Consider the following 19,856-nt stretch of genomic DNA (forward strand, 5'->3'; position numbering starts at 1 on the left):
TCGCTGAGATCGTAACGCGCCATCACCATGCTCCTCCCCGAACAGGTGAATCAGCCTTCGACCAGAAGCTCAACCCTTAATGAGTTCAGAACCTAAGCGCCCTGCCCTTTCCGGGTGCAGACGCCCCTCAGCGCCCGAGCGCGACCCGTCGCTTGCCGAGAATGCCCTCCGGGCGCAAGAGCAGGACGAGACAGAGCGCGATCCCGATCGCCGCGATCTGCAAGGCACTGGCGCGGGCCTGCATGTCGGCCGGCACGAAGGCGGAGACCGCCGCGCCGGATGCCGCCCACAGGGCCCAGACCACGATCGCGCCCAGCACCGCCCCGCGATTGCTGCCGGAGCCGCCGACGATCAACATGCTCCAGACCTGGAATGTCAGGTTCGGCAGGTAGTTGTTGGGCGCGATGAAGCCGATGAAATGCGCCTGCACCGCGCCGCCCAGCCCCATCAGCGCGCCGCCGATGGCGAAAGCCTGCAACCGGTAGCGCACGGAGCTCTTGCCGAGCGACAAGGCCGCCGTTTCATCCTCGCGGATCGCTCGCAACACCCTGCCCCACGGGCTTTTCGTCAGCCGCTCCAGCGCCAGGAGCAGGACCAGGGTCGTGACCGCGGCGACCGCCAGATTGCCGAGCCCGAAGAGCAGCGGCTTGTCCGCCACGCCTTCGAAGGCGCGGGGTATGAAGCCGATGCCGAAGGGACCGCCGGTCAGCGGCTTCACGTTCAGGACGACGAGCTGGATCGCGACCGCGACACCGAAGGTGGTGATGGCGAGGTAGTCCGCGCGCAGCCTTAGCGTCAGCGCTCCCACCAGAAAGGCGATGATCCCGGCGATGAGCATCGCTCCCAGCCAACCCGCGATGATGGGCAGGCCGAAGCCGCCGAGATGCCCGGCGGCTTCCGGCGTGGTCAGGATGGCGGAGGTGTAGGCGCCCACGGCGGCGAAGCCCGCGACGCCGACATTGAAGAGCCCCGTCATGCCCCATTGCAGGTTGAGGCCGAGGCAGATGATCCCGAAGGCGAGCGCCGTCGTCAGGAAGAAGCAGGTATAGCTGATGATGGCGAGGGTCATGCCCGGCCTCCGAAGAGCCCGCGCGGGCGGACCATGAGCATGACGATCAGGAGCACGAAGGAAACGGCGGCACGCCATTCCGCGCCCACGAACTGAACCGTGGCGGCCTCCGCGACGCCGATGACCACCCCGCCGAGGATTGCGCCCGGCACGGAGCCGACGCCGCCGAGAACGGCGGCGGAGAAGAGCGGCAGCAGGAGGTCGAAACCCATGCCCGGCCGGATCTGAACGAGGATGCCGGTCATCGTTCCGGCCGCCGCGGCAAGTGCGCCGCCGATGATCCAGGTGAACCGCACGATGCGGACTGCATCGATGCCGACGACCCGGGCGAGAGCGGGGTTCTCGCTCACCGCGCGCATCGCGCGTCCGGCCTGCGTGCGCGTGACCAGCAGGTGCACGGCGACGAGCAGCACCGCCGCCGCGCCGATCAGCGCGAACTGGTCGGGCGTGACGCGGATGCCGTGGCCGAAGCGGTGGGCGATCTGCAGGTCGCGGGTGAAATAGACGGGACTGGAAGTGAAGGCGAACTCGATCAGGCTGCGAAGCGCCATGGAGGCGCCGAAGCTCGCCATCACCACGACGATGGTGCTGCCGCGCTCCCGCAGCCGCCGGAAAAGCACCGCATCGAGGATCAGCGCCAGAAGCGCCGTCAGCACCAGCGAAACAAGCCCGCCGGCGAGCACCGCGACGGAAAAGGAGAACGGCTCCAATGCCGGCAGCGTGCCGCCGGTGAGCGCACCAATTGCGAAGCTCGCGCTCCACGCGGCATAGGCGCCGAAGGTGATGAACTCCCCGTGCGCGAAGTTGGAGAAGCGCAGGATCGACGAGGTCAGCGTCACGCCGATGGCGCCGAGCCCGATCAGCAGGCCGACCAGGAGGCCGTCGACAAGAAATTGCAGGCTCATGCGCCGATCCCCTCCGCCCGGCGCCGGCCGCCGAGATAGAGTTCGGCCACGGCGGGATCGTCCAAGAGATGCGCGGCCGGGCCTTCGTGGCGCTCGCGCCCTTCCACCAGGATGACGCCGCGATCCGCCACGGCCAGAGCGGCGCGGGCGTTCTGCTCCACCAGCAGGATCGTGACCCCGGTCCTTCGAACATCCGCCAGCTTGGTGAAGACCTGTTCCACCAGCTTCGGCGAAAGTCCGGCCGATGGCTCGTCCAGCATCAGGACGCTCGGAGACACCGCCAGCGCTCGGGCGAAGGCCAGCATCTGCCGCTGGCCGCCGGAAAGCCTGCCGGCCATCAGGCGGCGCCGATCCGCAATATCGGGAAAGAGCGCGTACATCGCCTCCATTCGCGCGCCGCGCTCGGCCTTGGGCAGCGCGCCGACCGCCAGCCGCAGATTGTCGTCGATGGTCATCAGCGCGAAGATGTTTTCCGTTTGCGGCACGAAGCCGAGGCTGTGACGCGCCATGAGATGGGCGGGTGCTCCCGTGATCTCCGTCCCGCCCAGCCGTACCGTTCCGCCGGTAACGCGGACGAGCCCGGCGATCGCCTTGATCAGCGTCGACTTGCCTGCCCCGTTCGGGCCGAGGATCGTCACGAACTCGCCGGGCCGCACGGTCATCGAGGCACCGTTGACGATGGGCAGGCCCGGATCGTAACCCGCGACGAGATCGCGGACTTCGAGCGCGGGAAACCCGGGGGCGGCAAACTCGGGGGCGGGAACGCTCATGCCGCGACGCCGCCGAGATAGGCGTCCACGACGCGCCGGTCGCGCACCACTTCGTCATGCGTGCCGGTCATCAGCAACTGGCCGGACGCCATGACGAGGACGCGGCCGCACAGGCGCGCCACCATGTCCATGTTGTGCTCGATCAGGAGAAAGGTCGTGCCGCGCGCGTTCAGGTCGCGGATGCGCTCCATGATCACTTCGAGAAGGCTCGGGTTGACGCCGGCCGCCGGCTCGTCGAGCAGGATCGCTTCCGGCTCAGCCATCAGCACGCGGGCGAGTTCCAGAAGCTTGCGCTGGCCGCCGGAAAGGACACGCGCCGGCTCATTCGCGAGCTTCGCCAGGGTGACGAAATCGAGAAGCACCATCGCCCGCTCGCGGCTCTCCGCTTCCTCGCGCCGCACGCGGCCGGGCTGCAACCAGTTCGGCAGGATCGTCTCCCCCGCCGCGCCCTGACGGCCGAGCAGCACGTTTTCCAGCACCGTCATCTCCGGAAAGGGACGCGGGATCTGGAAGGTGCGACCGAGGCCCGCTTCGAGCCGCCGCCAGGCCGGCAGGCGCTCCACCGGGCGACCGCGCATCAGGATGCGCCCTTCGCTCGGCGACTGGCTGCCGGCAAGGCAATCGAAAAGGGTCGTCTTGCCCGCGCCGTTAGGCCCGATCAGGCCGAGGATCTCGCCCCGACGGAGCGCAAAGGACACGCCGTCCACCGCCGCAACGCCACCGAAGCGCTTGACGATTCCCTCGGCCACGAGCAGCGGCTCTCCTTCCGGGCGCGAACTGTCCGCGCCACGTTCCACCTGCATTCTTGTCCCTGTCCGCCTGTCGCGGTTGGTCCGTGGCTGTTGTTCCGCCGGAGCAACTCTGGTCAAACTTTGCGCTGCACATTAAGAGGGCGATGGCTCGCCCGCAACATCGCGGGTGGCCGCAGTCACAGGCTGCAAGCGGGGAACGGTTCGGTGTCAGGCCCAATGACAGGTTCGGGGATCGACGACAGCTTCGAACTCTTCGATCTCCGGGTCGAGGCGATCGTGCCGGAGAGCGGCCCAATCTATTGCGGCGCCAGACCCGGCGATCATTTCGAGCTGCATGGCGAGATGCTTTCGATGCCACCGGGCCAGGGATTCTCGATCTATTCCATCGCCGCAGTGCTGCCGCTGCTGGCCGCCAAGCAGCGCGAAACCCACCGTAACGACTGGATGACCAGCGACACGGAGATCGCCTGCCCCGACCCCAACTGCGCCAGCCGCCTGCGCATCGTCCGCACCGGCAAGCGCCGCTTCCATCACCACGAGACGACAGCCGAGCCGCTGCCCGACGCGCCCAAGCCCGAAAGCCAAGCCGAATGAACGCTCCCGAACGCCTGACGCTTGCCCCCGGCTACGAGATCTCGCGCGTGATCCGCGGCGGCTGGCAGCTTGCCGGCGGCCACGGCGCGATCGATCGCGCGACAGCGTTGGATGACCTTCTGGCCGCCTATGACGCGGGGATCACCACGTTCGACTGCGCCGACATCTACACCGGCGTGGAGGAGCTTTACGGCGCGTTCCGCCAGCGGCTTCTGGCCGAGCGGGGTGCGGAAGCGCTCGGCCGCATCAGGATCCACACGAAGATGGTGCCGGATCTGGCGCGACTCGGAACCGTCGACCGCGCCTATATCGCCGGGCTGATCGACACCTCCCTGCAGCGGCTGGGCATGGAGCGGCTCGACGCGGTGCAGTTCCACTGGTGGGACTACGAGGTCGCCAACGATCTCGACGTGGCGCTCTGGCTGGACGACCTTCGGCAGGCGGGCAAGATCGACAAGGTGAGCGGCACCAATTTCGACGTGCCGCATATCCGCACGATGCTGGAAGCGGGCATTCCCCTCTTCAGCATGCAGACGCAATATTCCGTGCTCGACGCGCGGCCGGAGAACGGCCTCGTGCAACTGGCGGGGGAGAACGGCATCAACCTCTTCTGCTACGGCACGGTCGCCGGCGGCTTTCTCGGCGAGCGCTGGCTCGGCGCGCCGGAGCCGGAGCATCCGCTGGAGAACCGCTCGCTCACCAAGTACAAGCTGATCATCGACGATTTCGGCGGCTGGGATCTCTTCCAGCGACTGCTCCGAACGCTGAAGGCGGTCGGAGAGCGGCACGGCGCCGATATTGGCACCATCGCCAGCCGCTATGTGCTGGAGCGGCCGGGCGTGGCCGCCGTTATCGTCGGCGCGCGAAACCGCGCCCACCTCGCCTCCAACGTGCAGGTCGGCACGATCCTTCTCACCGAACGCGACCATGCCGAAATCGGCGCGGTCCTCAGCGAGCGGCAGGGGCCGGAAGGCGACACCTACACGCTTGAACGCGATCGCACCGGCCGGCATGGCGCGATCATGAAATACAATCTCAATGCCGAGCCGTCCTGAGGGGGACCCGATGCGCACAACATTTCTTCACCTGACGACCGCCTTGGGCTGCACGCTTGCCGCACTCGCCGTCTCCGGCACGGCCAACGCCGCCGATTGTTCGGTCAAGGTCGGGCTCGTCATGGAGCTGACGGGGCCTGCCGGCGAATACGGCCAGGCCGGCGCGAAATCCGTCGAGATGGCCTTCCGCGACATCAACGATGCGGGAGGCGTCAGGGGCTGCAAGCTCGTGACCGACACGCGCGACAGCCAGAGCCAGGGAAATGTCGCGGTCGACGCGGCCAACCAGCTCGTTCAGGTCGGCAAGGTGCCGGTGATCATCGGCGGCATCATCTCCTCGGTCACGATCCCGATCCTCACCTCCGTGACCGCGCCGGCCAAGGTCGTGCAGGTCTCCCCCGCCTCCTCCTCGCCGACGCTGACCGAGCTCGGGCGGCAGGGCAAGACCAACGGCATCTTCTTCCGCACCATCACGTCCGATGCGCTGCAGGGCACGGCCGCCGCGAAATATGCGCTGGATCAGGGCTTCAAGAAAATCGCGATCATTCACGTCAACAACGACTTCGGCGTGAACATGGTGACGGAGTTCAAGAAGGCGTACGAGGCGCTCGGCGGCAAGATCGTTGGCACGGTGCCCTATAACGAGAACCAGTCGAGCTATCAGTCGGAAGCCACCAAGGCGATGGACGGCGATCCGGACGGGCTCTATCTCGTTTCCACGCCGGTGGATGGTGCCACCATCGCGCGGGCCTGGATTTCCGGCGGCGGCCCGGCCAAGTTCCTGCTGAACGACGGCATGAACAGCCCGGACTTCGTGAAGAGCGTCGGCGCCAAGTATCTGAACGAGGCCTACGGCACCTCGTCCGGCACGAGCCCCACCGCGTCGACGGAATATTTCAACGCCAATTACGAAAAGTTCTCCGGCATTGCGCCAAGCAACCCGGCGGCCGACCGCTCCTATGACGCGGGCGCCATCGTCGGCCTTGCCATCGCCGCCGCCAAGGACACGAGCTCCCTCGCCATTCGCGATGCGATCTACAAGATCGAAGATCCGAACGGCACGGTGATCCATGCCGGCAAGGAAGAGTTCGCCAAGGCGCTCGATCTCATCAAGCAGGGCAAGCCGATCCGCTACGAAGGCGTCATCGGCCCCGTCGCCTTCGACAAGTTCGGCGACATCACCGGGCCGTTCCGCCTGTGGAAGATCGACAATGGCGAGGTGAAGACCACCGGCGAGATCTCCGTCGACGACGTGAACGCCATCAAGGCGAAGATCGGCGGCTAAGCCTCTTTCATTCCAGAACAAAGGCGGCGGCTTCCGCGCGAGCGGGGCCGCCGGATTCATCATGACGACGCGTCCGGATCGTTTCGAACTGGCCCCCGGCCTTTCCATCAGCCGCATGGTCACCGGCCTCTGGCAGGTCGCCGACATGGAGCGCGGCGGCACGCTGCTCGATCCCTTCGAGGCGGCAGGTTCCATGGCCGCCTATTCGGGGGCGGGCTTCAACAGCTTCGACATGGCCGACCATTACGGCAGCGCCGAAGTGATCACCGGCGAGTTGCTGGCGGGCGAACGCGCCGGCGGCGGCACGCGGTCCACCGCCTTCACCAAATGGTGCCCGGAGCCGGGCCCCATGACGGCTGAAACCGTCAGGTCCGGCGTCGAGCGCAGCCTGAAGCGGATGCGCCTGGAGACAATCGACCTCCTGCAGTTCCACTGGTGGACGTTCGAGCATCCGGGTTATCTCGACGCGCTGCGCGGACTGGCGAAGCTGCGCGAAGAAGGGCTGATCCGGCAGATCGGCGTCACCAACTTCGATACCGACCATCTTCGCGTGCTTGTCGGCGAAGGGATTCCGGTCGTCTCCAACCAGGTGTCCTTCTCCGTGCTCGACCGGCGCGCGGCGGAAGAGATGAGCGCCTTCTGCCTCGGGAACGGCATCCGGCTTCTCGCCTACGGCACGCTCGCCGGCGGTCTCCTGTCCGAACGCTGGCTCGGCCAGCCGGAGCCGGATGCGATCGCCGACTGGAGCAAGATGAAGTACAAGCGCTTCGTCGACACGATCGGCGGCTGGGGCATTTTCCAGGCGATCCTCGCCGCGCTGAAGACCGTGGCGGACCGACACAACGCCTCGGTCGCCAATGTCGCGACGCGCTGGATCCTCGACCAGCCGGCCGTGGCCGCCGTCATCGTGGGTGCCCGTCTCGGCGAGCGCGAGCATCGCGAGGACAATCTCCGCGTCTTCGATCTCAAGCTCGACCAAGCCGACCGCGCCACGCTGGAAACGGCCTTCGCACAGTCGCGCCGCATTCCCGGCGATTGCGGCGACGAGTATCGCAAGCCGCCGTTCCTGACGGCTTCCGGCGATCTCAGCCATCATCTCGATCAGGTGCAGAAGGTCTACAAGGCCGTGCCCGTGGAAGGCCGTCCGAGCCGCCTTCGCGTCGATACGGGCAGCGTCTGGGAAGCCATCTGCGGCTACAGCCGCGCGGTGAAGATCGGCGACCGAATCCTCGTCAGCGGCACCACGGCGACGGACGCGGCGGGCAACGTCGTCTGCCCGGACGATCCCGCCGGTCAGGCGGTCTTTATTCTCGACAAGATCGCCGCCAGCCTGTCCGCGCTGGGCGCCGGCATGGCGGATGTCGTCCGCACCCGCGTGTACCTGAAGAACGCCGATGACTGGGAGCCGGTCTCCCGCGTCCACGGCCACGTCTTCGGCGAGGTTCGCCCCGCCAACACGCTGCTGGAGATCTCCCGCCTCGTCGGTCCCTATCTCGTGGAAATCGAGGCCGAGGCGATCCTCGACGGAGAGGCTTAGCCCTCGCTTCGACGCAAGACGACGAGCAGGCAGGAGGAAGCGGACTTTGAGCGGAGAAACATTTGCCATCGTCGGCTGCGTGAACCGGGAGGCCCCGCATTTCCAGCAAGCGCGCGGCACCGGTATCGCCGTGTTCCGGTTCGACGAGAACACCGGCCGCCTGGAACTCGCCAGCGAGACCTCGGGAATCGACAACCCGACCTTCCTCTCGATCCACCCCGAGAACGGCTGCATCTATGCCAATTCCGAGGTTTTCGGCTGGCATGAAGGAACGGTGAGCGCCTACAGGCTGGACCCGGCGGGCGGCAGGCTCGTCTACATCAACAAGCAGCCGACCCTCGGCAGCATCGCCGCCTTCAATGAAGCCGACCGAACGGGCCGCTTCCTGGCCCTGGTGAACTACGCAATGTTCGCCCCCACGCAGGCGCCGAACCAGGCGCTTGTGGTGTTCCCGATCCGCCCGGACGGAAGCCTCGGCGCGTCCGCCTCGAGCGTCGGATATTCCGGCAGCGGACCGGATGCGGAACGGCAGGACAGATCGCATCCGCACTGCGTGCAGGCGAGCCCCGACAACCGCTTTCTCGTCGTGGCCGATCTCGGCAGCGACCGGCTCCTCGCCTTCCCCTTCGATGCGGCCACCGGGCAGGTGGGCGCGCCGCCGGTGGAAAGCCCCCTGCCGCCCGGCTCCGGCCCGCGCCATTTCCGCTTCCACGGCAACGGGCGCAACGCCTATGTCATCAACGAGCTCGCCTCGACCGTCTCGGTCCTTGGCTTCGATCGGGCCAGCGGCTCTTTCGACCTCCTGCAAACCGTATCCACGGTGCCGGACGGCGTGGCGGAGAATTATTGCGCCGAGCTTCTGCTGAGCCCGGACTGCCGGTTCCTCTATGGCGCCAACCGGGGACATGACAGCATCGCGAGCTTCCGGGTCGATCCCGAAACGGGCCTTATCGAGCCGACCGGTCATCACCCGAGCGGCGGGCGGTTTCCGCGGAACTTCACGATCTCCCGGAGCGGTCGCTTCATGCTGGTCGCCAACCAGAACAGCGACAGCATCGTCACGCTGGCGATCGACGGAGAAACCGGCACGCTGGGCGATACCGGCGAAAAGGCGAGCATCGGCACGCCCGTCTGCATCCGCCTGACCTGAACGACCTTGCGGCGGGAGACTTGCCCGCCGCCCTTCCCGGCGGTCAGACCTCGACGATCGCCTTCACCACCCCTGCAGCCGGATCCAGCAGACCGGCGAACTGCGCCGGCACGTCGGAAAGGCTCATCCTGTGCGTGTTGATGGCCTCGCAGGGGATCTGCCCGGCCCGCATGGCCGTCAGCACCGTCTCGAAATCCTCTACCGTCGCGTTGCGGCTGCCCAGCAGCGTGGTTTCCCGCTTGTGGAATTCCGGGTCCGAAAACGTGATGTCGGCGCTGACGATAGACACCAGCACGTAGCTTCCGCCATGTGCGACGAAGCCGAAGCCGCGCTCCATGGCCTTCGAATTACCGGTCGCGTCGAACACCACGTCGAAGAAATCACCGTCCGTGAGTTCGGCAAGCCTCGTCTGGTCATCCGGCCCGATCCGGACGGAATTGGCGATGCCCAGGTGCGTTTCGCAGAAGGCGAGCCGGTCGGCGCGCATGTCGAGCATGGTCACCGTTGCTCCCCGAAGCTTCGCGAAAAGCGCCACGGACATGCCGATGGGGCCGGCCCCGACGACGAGGACCTTCTGACCTTCCTTCACGCCACCACGGCGAACCGCGTGGGCGCCGATCGCCATGAATTCGACCATCGCGGCTTGGTCGAGGCTCACCCCCTCCGCCTTGCGCACGAATGGCTCCGGCAGGCTCAGCCACTCCGTCATGCCGCCGTCGCGATGGACGCCGAGCACCTGCAGGTCGCGGCAGGCATTGTTTTTGCCCGCGCGGCAGGCGTTGCAGCGGCCGCAGGAGAGATAGGGGATGATGTAGACGACATCGCCCACGGAAAGCGAGCTGCCGGATGGAGCCTCCTCCACCAATCCCGCCAGTTCATGGCCCATGACGCGCGGATAGCTGAGATAAGGCTGGTTGCCGGAGAAGATGTGCAGGTCGGTCCCGCAGACGCCGACGCGCCGGATACGCACCAGCACCTCGTCTGGCTGGCGCGAGGGCTTGTCGCGCTCGATCTGGGTCAGCTTGCCGGGTTCGTCGCAGATTACCGCCAACATGTCAGTCACCATCCCATGTGCCCGGTTGCTACGGGCTTAACCTTGCTGCTTAGCGGCAAGCCAGGACCGGGGCCAGTGCCGGAAGGATTGCGCGGCCGGTAAGTCTTTCCGTTTCCGGCCGACATGCTCGCCGCCGATGACGGGTTGCCGGAACCTGATATCGCTCATGGCGCCACATAGCCTGCCGAGCCAGATCCCTAAATCCATCAAGTTAGTTGACTGACTCGTGTTGGACCTTCTAACTCTGACTCCGGATCGGGATGAAGGGCGCCATCGCCTCCTTTTCCTCGCGATCCAGCTCTGTGGTGAGGTGTCCAGACATGCAGAAACATCTGAGACCGCAGCATGCAGGTTCGGCCTGGGGTCAACCGCGGCGGCCGCGCGCGGCCGCTTTCCTGATGGGAACGGCTTTCGCCGTGATTCTCCTGGCCCTCGCGCTAAGCGCCGCCCTCGGCGCCTGACGTATCGATCACCCCCGGGCCATGTCCTGAACTCCTCGCCGCAGCACTCACCGGCGTGAAACGGCGGGCACCCTCGCCGGGCACCCGCCGCATCGTGGTTCTCAGGCGGCCAGCGTCGCGTTGTCGATGACGAACCGGTATTTCACGTCGCTCCGCTGCATCCGGTCGTAGGCCTTGTCGATCTCGTCCATCCGGATCATCTCGATGTCGGCCACGACGCCGTGCTCGGCACAGAAGTCGAGCATCTCCTGCGTCTCGGCGATGCCGCCGATCAGCGATCCCGCAATGCTGCGGCGCTTGAAGATCAGCGCGGATACGTCCGGCGAGGGATGCGGATGTTCGGGCACGCCGACCAGCGTCATGGTCCCGTCCCGCTTCAGGAGCGTGGCGAAGGCATCGAGGCTGTGGCTTGCCGCCACGGTATTGAGGATGAAGTCGAAGCTGTTGGCGTGCGCGCCCATTTCCTCGGTGTTGCGCGAATTGATCACCTCGTCGGCGCCGAGCGCCCGCGCATCCTCGCGCTTGCTCTCCGACGTGGTGAAGGCCACCACATGTGCGCCCATCGCATGGGCGAGCTTCACGCCCATGTGGCCCAGGCCGCCGATGCCGACGATGCCGACCTTCTTGCCCGGTCCGGCCTTCCAGTGGCGGAGCGGCGAGTAGGTGGTGATGCCTGCGCAAAGCAGCGGCGCGACGGCCGCGAGCTGCTCGGCGGAATGCCTGATTTTGAGGACGAACCTGTCGTCCACCACGATGCGCTGCGAGTAGCCGCCGAGCGTATAGCCGGGTGCGTCCGGCGTCGCGGCGTTATAGGTGCCGGTAAACCCGTTTTCGCAGAACTGCTCCAGCCCTTCCGCGCAGGAATCGCAATGCTGGCAGCTGTCCACCATGCAGCCGACGCCGACGACATCGCCCACCTTGAACGCGGTGACATCGCCGCCGACCGCGCTGACATGGCCCACGATCTCGTGGCCGGGGATGCAGGGATAGACCGTGCCGCCCCACTCGGAGCGGACCGTGTGGAGGTCGGAGTGGCAGACGCCGCAAAAGGCGATGTCGATCTGGACGTCGCGCGCGCCGGGTTCGCGGCGCTCGATGTTCATGGATTCCAGCGGCTTGTCGGCCGCGGTCGCGCCATAGGCCTTGATCGTCATGATGATCTCCTGGGAGGGCAGCGCCGTTGGCGCCGGGACGAGCAGGAGATAACGACGGTCAGGTACCGGGGTTAGCCGTCGCGTCGTCCATGGAGCGATGAGCCGAATTCAACGTGGCCTCGCTCAGAGGCCAAGAGGCCGAAGCTCCCGGATCAGTTCCACAAGGAGACGGAGGCCTGTCGGCACCTGTCGGCGGCTGGGATAGTAGAGGTGATAGCCCGGCCCCATGGTCGACCAGTCCTCCAGCACCATGCGCAGCGTTCCGGCGCGGAGATAGGGCGCGAACACCTGTTCCACGCCGTATGTCAGCCCCGCGTCGTGCAACGCCATGGACAGCATGACGCCCGTATCGTTGCCGAGGATCCGGCTCGGAACGCCGATGGAGAACTCTCCGTCGGGTCCCTCGAATTCCCAACGATAGACCCGGTCGTCGCCCTGCCGGAAGCCGAGACAGCGATGACCCAGCAGGTCCTCCGGGCGCTCCGGCGTGCCGAACCGCTCCAGATAGGCCGGTGAGGCCACGACGACCCAGCGCAGGTCGGCGGACAGGCGCTGGGCGATCATGTCTTCCGGTACGGTGCCGCCATGGCGGATGCCGGCATCGAACCCGTCGGCCACGACATCGACCATCCGATTGCTGGCGACGATATCGACCTGGATATCGGGGTAGCGTTCGGAAAAGACGGGCAGCACCGGCCCGAGCAGCAGGGAGGCAGCATCCGCCACGACGTTCAGCCGGATGCGCCCGGCCGGGGCATCGCGGAAGCGGTTCAGGTTTTCGACCGCCTGCCCCACCGCCTCGAACGGCTGGGTGATCGCGGCGCGCAGTTCTTCGCCCGCCGCCGTCAACGTGACCGAGCGGTTGGTGCGGTTCAGCAGTCGGACCCCAAGCCGGTCCTCCAGTCCCTTGAGCGCGTGGCTGAGCGCCGAGGCGCTGACGCCCACCTCCAGCCCGGCAAGCCGGAAGCTGCGGTGTCTGGCAATCGCTAGGAAGTAGGTGAAATCCGCAAGATCGGAACGGCGTACCGGCATGAGAGCTATGTGCGCCGTTCAGGGGCTCGTGGCAATCGGACCTCCTGCCCCATGATCAGCGGATGCCGCCGCAGCCGACCGCGCATACCCGAACTCACGCCCGGCGGCCTCAGGCCCGATAATGGTCGTCGTCGACCGGCTCGAGCCAGTCCACGTTCTTCCCGTCGCTGAACTCGGTCACGGCGATATGGGTCATGCCGGTGGTAGCGGTCGCGCCGTGCCAATGCTTCTCACCGGCCGCGAAGAAAACGGTATCGCCCGGATTGATCTCCTCGATCGCCCCGCCCTCGCGCTGAGCCCAGCCACGGCCCGCGGTGACGATGATCGTCTGGCCGGCCGGATGCGTATGCCACACGGTGCGAGAGCCCGGCGCGAAGGTGACGCTGGAGGTGCTGACCCGGCTCGGCTCCTCGCCCCGCACCATGTTGTCGATGCGGACGCTGCCGGTAAAGTGGCCCGGAGTCGGGCCCGGCATGGAGGGAGAAGAAGCGTTGCGGGTGATCTTCATGGTCGTTCTCCAGGCTTGAGGCACCGGCGTGATCCCCGAGGTGGCCACGCCGCTCCGTCTCAAGTAGTGCCATCGCTGCCGGATTGAACCCGGCACTGCCTGCGCCTCGGTGAGCGTTCCTCAGGACCCCGGCGCAAGCCGCGCGGAACGGTCAGGCGCTGGCCCGGCAGACGACCGCGAAACCGGTGTCGACGACGGTTTCCGCTGCGGCCTCGCCCGCCGCCCGGTTCAGGACCAGCGTCACCGCCTGCCACCCCATGTCGTGTGCATTCGGCTGCACGGTCGTGAGCCCGGGCGTAATCTCCGATGCGATCTCGTAATCGCCCCAGCCGGCGACCGCCAATCGCTCCGGCACGGCCCAGCCCCGTCGGCCGCATTCGAAGACGACGCCCGCCGCCACGATATCGGTGGGGCAAAGGACGACCTCGATGGCGGGATCGAGCCGGTGCAGCGCCTCCAGGGCGCTCGGGCCCGCCCCGAACCCGTCCGCTTCGTCCACGAGATGCACGAGGTCCGGCCGCAAACCGGCGGTCTCCATGCTTTCCCGGAACGCCGGCAGCCGCTCGGTGAAGCGCCGCGAGACCTCCCCGGCATAGCCGACAAAGCCGATCCGGCGGAGCCCTCGCGACAACACCGTCTCCACCAGCGCCCGGGTGGCGGCCGCCACGCAATAGCCCACGGCCATGTCGATGGGATCGTGGATCACCCATGTCTCGACGATCGGCACGCTGGTCTTGCGCAGGAGGTCGATCGTCGCCGGCTCGTGCTCGTTGCCGACGAGGATGATGCCGGCAACGCGAAGCCCAAGAAAAGTCGCCACCGCGACATGCTCCTGCACGGTTGTGTCGGCCAGCGTCAGGATCAATTCGTAGCCATGCGCCGCCACCGCGTCCTGCATGCCCCGGACATACCGATAGAAGCTGGAATTCTTGATGGAGGGAATGACCGCGCCTATGACCCGGCTCTGCCCCGATGCGAGATCGCCCGCCGCCCGATTGGGGACATAGCCATGGTCCGCCGCCACTTGCAGCACGCGGAGCCGCGTCTCCTCCTGCACCCGCTCCGGATGGCGGAACGAGTTCGACACCGTCATCGGCGAGACCCCGGCGGCCTTCGCGACGAATTGCATCGTGATCCGGGGTGCGCTGCGATGCTCTCTGGTCATCTCCCACCTGCCATTGGCGGATCGAGCCATGTACGCCCAAAAAGCAGGCAAGCTCCCAAGCCGGGCAAAATCCACCTGTCTGCTTGACAGATTTCCTCAGCGAGAGAATTGTAGCGCTACAAGACAGAAGAAGCGAAGCCCTTTCTACATGACTCCTTCTCGTGTGCCACGCAACGACGACCAGCCCCGGGATCTCGACGATGGCAGCTCGAGAGCGCCGGCGGCCGCCGAACTCGTGCTGGCGGGGGTGCGGAAATCCTATGGCGCGAACGTAGCCGTACGCGATCTCGATCTTCATCTTGAGGCCGGCGAGCTTCTGGCTCTGCTCGGCCCTTCCGGCTGTGGCAAGACGACGACGCTCCGCATGGTCGCCGGGTTCGAGCGGCCGGATACCGGCACGATCAGCATCGGCGGCAAGGATGTCACCGATCTCTCGCCGCACCGGCGCGATCTCGGCATGGTGTTCCAGAACTACAGCCTCTTCCCGCATCGGACGGTCGCGGAGAACATCGCTTTCGGCCTGCGCATGGCAGGGATAGGACGCGCCGAGCGCGACCGGAAGGTGATGGAGATGCTGGACCTCATCCAGCTTCCCGGCCGTGGCGACATGTATCCGCACCAGCTTTCCGGCGGACAGCAGCAGCGCGTCGCGCTCGGCCGGTCGCTGGTGGTAAACCCCAAGGTTCTGCTGCTGGACGAGCCGCTCGGCGCGCTCGACAAGTCGCTTCGGGAAAGCATGCAATTCGAGATCCGCGGCATGCAGCAGCGGCTCAGCATCACGACGCTGTTGGTCACGCATGACCAGGAGGAAGCGCTTTCCATGGCGGACCGCGTCGCCGTCATGAACGGCGGGCGCATCCTGCAGGTCGGCGCTCCCAGCGAGATCTACGACCGCCCGGAAAGCCGCTTCGTCGCGGAGTTTCTCGGCACGTCGAACATCTTCGAGGGCGAGGTCTCCGAGGATGGCGCCGGGCTGAAGCTGCCGCCGGGAGCCGCACCGATATCGGTCCCCCTCGCCGTCCGGCACCGTCCGGGCGAAACGCTGACGCTCTCGGTGCGACCGGAGCGGATGGCGCTCGGGCCGGAGGCGGAAAGCCTCGCCGCACGGTTCGAGGCCCGCGTGACCGGCGCGATCTTCCGTGGCACCTATGCCGCGTATCAGCTCCACGCCCCCGCGCTGGGGCGCGATCTCTTTGTCTACCGAATGGCCGACGGGCCGCTCGGCTCTGTTTCCTTCCGGCTGGGCGAGGTGCTGAGCCTCGGCTGGGCGCCGGAAGACGCCGTCATCGTGCGGTCGGAATAAGGATTTGAAAACAATGAAGGAAGGCGGCGCCCGGATCGGGATCGACGTCGGCGGCACGTTCACCGATTTCGTGCTTTCCCATCCCAGCGATGGAAGTCTCACCTATTACAAGGAGCCGTCCACGCCGGACGAGCCCTCGCGCGCGCTGATCGAGGGGTTGCGTTCGCTGCTTCGGATCGCCGGCCTCACGCCGGCCGATGTGTCCGTCCTGATGCACGGCACGACGATCGGCCTGAATGCGATCATCCAGCGTCGCGGCGCTACCATCGCGCTGGTGGTCAGCGAAGGCTATCGCGATATCCTGGAGATCGCGCGAAGCCGCATGCCGTCCTCCTTCGATTTCCATGCCGCCAAGGAAGAGCCGCTGGTGCCGCGCTTCCGCGTCGTGGAGATCGCCGCCCGGCTTTCCGCCTCCGGCGAGGTCACGTCGAGGCCGGACGATGCCGAGATCGACCGCGTTGCGGGCGAACTGAAGGCGCTCGGCGTCGATGCCGCCGCCATGGTGCTGATCAACGGCTACACGTCGCCGGAAGTGGAAACCGAACTCGCCGCGCGGCTTTCCGAGCGCGCGGGCGGGCTTTCGATCACCTCCGCCGCCGCGATCTGGCCGGAGATCCGCGAATACGAGCGCACGCTGGTCGCCTGCCTCAACGCCTATATCCAGCCGCTGATGCAGCGCTATTTCAACGGTCTGGCCGAAGGACTGGCCAAGGACGGCGTCACCGCGCCGATCCTCGTCACCGCTTCCAACGGCGGCTCGCTGAGCCTCGCCTCGGCGGCGGCCCGGCCGGTGGAAACCATCCTCTCCGGCCCTGCTTCCGGCGTCATGGCCGCCGCGCGGCTGGCCGAAGCGGCCGATGTCAGCGCCATCATCACCTTCGACATGGGCGGCACCTCATCCGACATCGCGGTCGCCAGCGGCGGCACGGCGGAACTGGCCACACGCACAGATATCGGCGGCCTGCCGCTGGTGTTGCCCGTGGTGGACGTTTCCGCCATCGGCGCCGGTGGCGGCTCGATCGTCTGGGTTGATGCCCACGGCGTGATGAAGGTCGGACCGCAGAGCGCCGGCGCAATGCCGGGCCCGGTTTCCTACGGCCGTGGCGGCACGGAGCCGGCGGTCACCGACTGCTACCTGGCGCTCGGCTATATCGATCCGAACGGTTTCCTCGGCGGCCGCATGCGGCTCGACATCGAGGCGGCCACGGCCGCTCTGTGCGGCATCGGCGGGCGCATCGGCATGAGCGGCGAGAACGCCGCGCAGAAGGCGGCCGAAGGGGCCCTGGCCGTGACCACCGCCGGGATGGCGACGGAACTCTACAAGACGCTGGCCTCGCGCGGGCTGGATCCCGCCACCTTCGCGCTGGTTCCCTTCGGAGGCGCCGGGCCGACGCACGCGAACCTGCTGGCGGAAGAAACCGGCATCGGGCATGTCGTGATCCCGCCAGCGGCCGGCACCTTCTGCGCGATGGGCGCCGCCGCCGCGGACCTTCGCCGCGATTTCGTCCGCAGCCTTCGCCGCCCGCTGGACGAAGACACCGCCGCCTTGCTCTGGCGGACTTTCGACATGCTGGGCGAAGAGGGCGCGGACTGGCTCGACCGCGAAGGCGAGCAGACGCTGGAGCGCCGCTTCGAGCGTGGCGTCGACATGCGCTATGCCGGTCAGGCCTACGAGTTGCGTGTCTCGCTGGCGGAGGATCTCAAGGACCCGAAAGCCATCGCCGAGGCTTTTCACCGCGAGCACGAGCGGCTTTACGGCTTCCGCGACACCGGTGCGGAGATCGAACTGGGCACCGCCCGCCTCGCGGTGATCGGCGCCACCGCCAATCTCGCTCAGGCGGAAATCGCCGCGGGCACCGGCAACCCGGAACGCAAGGGCGCACGGCCACTCTTCCGCAAGGGCGCGTGGCTCGATGCCGGCGTCTACTCCCGGTCCGCGCTCGGCGCGGGCGACCGCATCATCGGACCGGCGATCATCGAACAGGACGATACGACGACGGTGGTTTTGCCCGGCTGGTCCGCCCGCGCGGACAGGGCCGGCAACCTCCATCTTGAGAGGCAGGCGCAATGAAGCTCGATTCCGTCACGCTCGCGATCCTGGGCAACAAGCTTGCCGCGGTCAGCGAGGAAATGTGCCTGACGCTTCAGCGCACGGGACGCACGCTCTACGTCAAGGAAACCGCCGATTTCGCCTGCGCTCTGGCAGGGCTGGACGGCCGGTTCTTCGCCTATCCGCGCTCCATCGGCGTCTCTGGTTTCGTCGGGCTGGAATGCGCGCCGGCCATTGCCGCCGTCGGGCCGCTGGAGCCGGGCGACGTGATCCTCACCAACGACCCCTACCGGTCGGAAGGTCTGGCGACCCACCTGCCCGACCTTCACATGATCGAGCCCTATTTCCACGACGGGCGGATTGTCGCCTATGGCTGGTGCTTCGTGCACTGCTCCGATGTCGGCGGTCGCGTGCCCTCCAGCATCTCGCCCACCAACACCGAGATCTTCCAGGAAGGCCTGCGCATTCCGCCGGTCAAGCTGATGAAGCGCGGCGAGATGAACCCGGACGTGAAGCTGTTCCTGGACGCGAACAGCCGCACGCCGGATGCCAATATGGGCGACATCCGCGCCATGCTGGCGGCATTGACCGCCGGCCGGCGACGGCTGGAACAGACGATCGGGCAGCACGGCGCCGAGACGGTGTCGCAGGCGGCCGAGGATCTCGTGTCATATGCCGCCGAGAAGGCGCGGGCCGTGATCGACCGCGTGCCGGCAGGAACTTACGCCTTCTCCGACTATCTCGACGACGATGCTGTGACGAAGCTGCCGGTGCGCCTGTCGCTCGCCGCGACGTTCGGCAACGGCGAGGTGCATCTGGATTTCACCGGCACGGACCCGCAGGTCGCGACCGCGATGAACATTCCGTCGCGCGGCAGGCCCCATGCCTGGCTGACGCTGCGCGTGCTGGCGCTGGTCAGCACGCTCGATCCGACGGCGCCGCTGAATGTCGGGCTGCTCGGCCCCGTCCGCATCACCGCGCCCGAGGGGTCGCTGGTAAACCCGCAGGAACCGGCTGCCACCGGCGTGCGCCATGCCGCCGCGATTCGCGTCAACGACGTGCTTAACGGCGCCTTCGGCAAGGCCCTGCCCCATGTCATGCCCGCCGCTTCCTCCGGCTCGGTCATCCCCGTCGTCATGGCGGAACCGGACGGCCAGGGCGGCAAGCGGGTGCAGGTGATCGAGCCGATGATCGGCGGCACGGGCGCGCGCTCCGGCAGCGATGGCGTCGATGGGCGCGACAGCGGTATCTCCAATCTTTCCAACAATCCGGTGGAGACCGTCGAGGCCGAAATGGCCGTCGAGATCCTGCGCTACGGGCTGCGGCCGGATTCCGGCGGGGTCGGCCAATGGCGCGGCGGCTGCGGCATGGAACTGACCTTTCGCGTGCTGGCCGGCGGCACCAACGTGCTTGGCCGCGGCATGGAGCGTCTGCTCTTCCGGCCCTGGGGATCCAATGGCGGCGGCCCCGGCATGCCGGCCCAGTTGATCGTCAACAAGGGCCGCGCCGATGAGCGGCATCTCGGCAAGATCGACATTCTCGAGGTGAATGCCGGCGACACTGTAACCTTCCTGACGCCGGGCGCCGGCGGCTGGGGTCCGGCTTCGCTTCGCGATCCGCAGGCCGTCGCCGGCGACGTGCGGAACGGCTTCGTGACGGCCGAGGGCGCGCGCGCCGGCTACGGCGTGGTCATCGCCCATGGCGAAGTGGACGAGGCAGCGACCGCGGGGCTGCGGAAGACCTTCGCGGTCAGCAATAATCCGAACGACCAGGGGCCGGAGCGCGAGCGCTGGAACTCGGTCTTCGATGGCGACGTCATGGACCAGCTTAACCAGAAGCTCGTCGCGCTTCCCGCCGCCTCCCGTCAGCGTCGCCGGCGCGATATCCTGGAGCGGGTATTGGCCGGTCTGCCCCAGAACTTCCCGAGGGTCGACGCGGACCATGGCGCGATCCAGATTGCACGCCAGCAGCTTGAAGCCGCGCTCAGCGACCTTTGAGCCATCAACCCAACC

The 19,856-nt window shown here is 67.1% G+C and carries 17 protein-coding genes; 8 read left to right on the forward strand and 9 right to left on the reverse strand.

What is annotated here, in order from left to right; translation table 11 throughout:
• Positions 1-127: 127 nt before the first annotated feature.
• From BMY25_RS03265 to BMY25_RS03280, 4 genes are read right to left on the reverse strand one after another with little or no spacing between them, the layout of a single operon-like run.
• A complete protein-coding gene (locus BMY25_RS03265; protein ID WP_092495195.1) occupies positions 128-1,069 on the reverse strand; it encodes a branched-chain amino acid ABC transporter permease in 942 nt (313 codons plus the stop codon).
• Positions 1,066-1,974, reverse strand: coding sequence for a branched-chain amino acid ABC transporter permease (locus tag BMY25_RS03270; protein ID WP_092495196.1), 909 nt, complete (start codon positions 1,972-1,974; stop codon positions 1,066-1,068). Before BMY25_RS03270 ends, BMY25_RS03265 begins: the two co-directional genes overlap by 4 nt.
• The gene (locus BMY25_RS03275; RefSeq protein WP_092495197.1) at positions 1,971-2,744 is read right to left on the reverse strand and encodes an ABC transporter ATP-binding protein; all 774 of its coding nucleotides are present in this window, start codon (positions 2,742-2,744) and stop codon (positions 1,971-1,973) included. The genes BMY25_RS03270 and BMY25_RS03275 overlap by 4 nt, the downstream gene beginning before the upstream one ends.
• The gene (locus BMY25_RS03280; RefSeq protein ID WP_092495198.1) at positions 2,741-3,547 is read right to left on the reverse strand and encodes an ABC transporter ATP-binding protein; all 807 of its coding nucleotides are present in this window, start codon (positions 3,545-3,547) and stop codon (positions 2,741-2,743) included. Before BMY25_RS03280 ends, BMY25_RS03275 begins: the two co-directional genes overlap by 4 nt.
• Positions 3,548-3,712: 165 nt before the next feature.
• Between BMY25_RS03280 and BMY25_RS03285 the strand changes: the two genes are divergently transcribed.
• The 5 genes from BMY25_RS03285 to BMY25_RS03305 all read left to right on the forward strand — a co-directional run bounded on the left by BMY25_RS03285 (position 3,713) and on the right by BMY25_RS03305 (position 9,117).
• The gene (locus tag BMY25_RS03285) at positions 3,713-4,090 is read left to right on the forward strand and encodes a TIGR04076 family protein (protein ID WP_092495199.1); all 378 of its coding nucleotides are present in this window, start codon (positions 3,713-3,715) and stop codon (positions 4,088-4,090) included.
• Positions 4,087-5,145, forward strand: a complete 1,059-nt coding sequence (locus BMY25_RS03290) for an aldo/keto reductase (RefSeq protein WP_092495200.1) — start codon at positions 4,087-4,089, stop codon at positions 5,143-5,145. Before BMY25_RS03285 ends, BMY25_RS03290 begins: the two co-directional genes overlap by 4 nt.
• Before the next feature lie 10 nt (positions 5,146-5,155).
• The gene (locus BMY25_RS03295) at positions 5,156-6,430 is read left to right on the forward strand and encodes an ABC transporter substrate-binding protein (RefSeq protein WP_092495201.1); all 1,275 of its coding nucleotides are present in this window, start codon (positions 5,156-5,158) and stop codon (positions 6,428-6,430) included.
• Positions 6,431-6,491: 61 nt separating this feature from the next.
• Positions 6,492-7,967, forward strand: a complete 1,476-nt coding sequence (locus BMY25_RS03300) for an aldo/keto reductase (RefSeq protein WP_092495202.1) — start codon at positions 6,492-6,494, stop codon at positions 7,965-7,967.
• A gap of 46 nt (positions 7,968-8,013) precedes the next feature.
• Positions 8,014-9,117: a lactonase family protein gene (locus tag BMY25_RS03305; protein WP_238858140.1), complete on the forward strand. Its 1,104-nt coding sequence runs from the start codon at positions 8,014-8,016 to the stop codon at positions 9,115-9,117.
• Between the two features lie 43 nt (positions 9,118-9,160).
• On the opposite strand, the gene BMY25_RS03310 is transcribed toward BMY25_RS03305, so the two are convergent.
• The 5 genes from BMY25_RS03310 to BMY25_RS03330 form a co-directional block, all read right to left on the reverse strand.
• A complete protein-coding gene (locus BMY25_RS03310; RefSeq protein WP_092495203.1) occupies positions 9,161-10,171 on the reverse strand; it encodes a zinc-binding alcohol dehydrogenase family protein in 1,011 nt (336 codons plus the stop codon).
• A gap of 562 nt (positions 10,172-10,733) precedes the next feature.
• Positions 10,734-11,786, reverse strand: coding sequence for an NAD(P)-dependent alcohol dehydrogenase (locus BMY25_RS03315; RefSeq protein ID WP_092495204.1), 1,053 nt, complete (start codon positions 11,784-11,786; stop codon positions 10,734-10,736).
• 123 nt (positions 11,787-11,909) lie between these two features.
• Positions 11,910-12,818: a LysR family transcriptional regulator gene (locus tag BMY25_RS03320; RefSeq protein ID WP_092495205.1), complete on the reverse strand. Its 909-nt coding sequence runs from the start codon at positions 12,816-12,818 to the stop codon at positions 11,910-11,912.
• A 109-nt stretch (positions 12,819-12,927) separates the two neighbouring features.
• On the reverse strand, positions 12,928-13,326 hold the full coding sequence (locus BMY25_RS03325; RefSeq protein ID WP_092495206.1) for a (R)-mandelonitrile lyase: 399 nt from the start codon (positions 13,324-13,326) through the stop codon (positions 12,928-12,930).
• Between the two features lie 151 nt (positions 13,327-13,477).
• On the reverse strand, positions 13,478-14,455 hold the full coding sequence (locus BMY25_RS03330; RefSeq protein ID WP_092495207.1) for a LacI family DNA-binding transcriptional regulator: 978 nt from the start codon (positions 14,453-14,455) through the stop codon (positions 13,478-13,480).
• Positions 14,456-14,639: 184 nt separating this feature from the next.
• Here BMY25_RS03330 and BMY25_RS03335 point away from each other — a divergent pair, with 184 nt between their 5' ends.
• The 3 genes from BMY25_RS03335 to BMY25_RS03345 are packed head-to-tail and all read left to right on the forward strand — an operon-like array spanning position 14,640 to position 19,841.
• Positions 14,640-15,794, forward strand: a complete 1,155-nt coding sequence (locus BMY25_RS03335) for an ABC transporter ATP-binding protein (RefSeq protein ID WP_092495208.1) — start codon at positions 14,640-14,642, stop codon at positions 15,792-15,794.
• 13 nt (positions 15,795-15,807) lie between these two features.
• Positions 15,808-17,865 (forward strand): hydantoinase/oxoprolinase family protein, encoded by a 2,058-nt coding sequence (locus BMY25_RS03340; protein WP_092495209.1) that lies wholly within the window; start codon positions 15,808-15,810, stop codon positions 17,863-17,865.
• On the forward strand, positions 17,862-19,841 hold the full coding sequence (locus tag BMY25_RS03345) for a hydantoinase B/oxoprolinase family protein (protein WP_092495210.1): 1,980 nt from the start codon (positions 17,862-17,864) through the stop codon (positions 19,839-19,841). The genes BMY25_RS03340 and BMY25_RS03345 overlap by 4 nt, the downstream gene beginning before the upstream one ends.
• Positions 19,842-19,856 lie beyond the last annotated feature (15 nt).

Source organism: Faunimonas pinastri (assembly GCF_900110915.1).
GTDB classification, from domain to species: Bacteria; Pseudomonadota; Alphaproteobacteria; order Rhizobiales; family Afifellaceae; genus Faunimonas; species Faunimonas pinastri.